This window comes from Oceanivirga salmonicida, from assembly GCF_001517915.1.
In the GTDB taxonomy this organism is placed as follows: Bacteria; Fusobacteriota; Fusobacteriia; order Fusobacteriales; family Leptotrichiaceae; genus Oceanivirga; species Oceanivirga salmonicida.
On record NZ_LOQI01000163.1, the window covers coordinates 1 to 565 of the forward strand.

A 565-nucleotide genomic window follows, 5' to 3' on the forward strand; every position below is an offset into this window, starting at 1 on the left:
GCTTCTGCTTCATCAATATCCCCTACAAATTTTATTATTTTCATTCCATAATCGAATTTAATTTTTTGATTTCCAAAAGGAAAAGGGCGACTATTATTATTTATACATATGGCCAAGATTCTTGACAAATAGTCATATCTTTTATTTCTCTAATTTCATATTCTTTTTTTCTATTTATTAGACCTACTTTTTTTGAAATTTTTAAATTTCCATTTTCAACTGTAATAAGTTCATAACCAATTAGCATATAAAATAAATAATATACTGCAAAAGCTCAACCTATTGTCCAGAAAATTAACCCCACTAACTTAAAAATGTTTTCAAATAATTCTGAACTAGTAAAATTAAAAACTGTTTTTAATTCTGAAATTTCTGCAAATAACCAACCACATAACCAAAAACAAATAAATATTATTATAAATATACTCTTTTTTGCTAGTATTTTAATTTCTAAAATATCATTATATTCTCTAATTATTGCTCTCCCTATAAATTCGTCTTCCACAATAATTTAAACTCCTTTCATTTTTTAATATTATTTTTTTCTAATCAATATCAGTAATAA

2 protein-coding genes are annotated in these 565 nt (G+C 22.8%); both read right to left on the reverse strand.

The genetic code is table 11. From position 1 onward, the window contains the following. Positions 1-100: 100 nt before the first annotated feature. A complete protein-coding gene (locus AWT72_RS09550) occupies positions 101-247 on the reverse strand; it encodes a hypothetical protein (RefSeq protein WP_156413152.1) in 147 nt (48 codons plus the stop codon). Positions 248-274: 27 nt separating this feature from the next. Further along, on the reverse strand, positions 275-505 hold the full coding sequence (locus AWT72_RS08760) for a hypothetical protein (protein ID WP_067143683.1): 231 nt from the start codon (positions 503-505) through the stop codon (positions 275-277). Positions 506-565 lie beyond the last annotated feature (60 nt).

Excerpts from the sequence above, each read along its gene's own strand:
- AWT72_RS09550 (WP_156413152.1), bottom strand. The coding sequence starts at position 247 with ATGCTAATTGGTTATGAACTTATTACAGTTGAAAATGGAAATTTAAAA.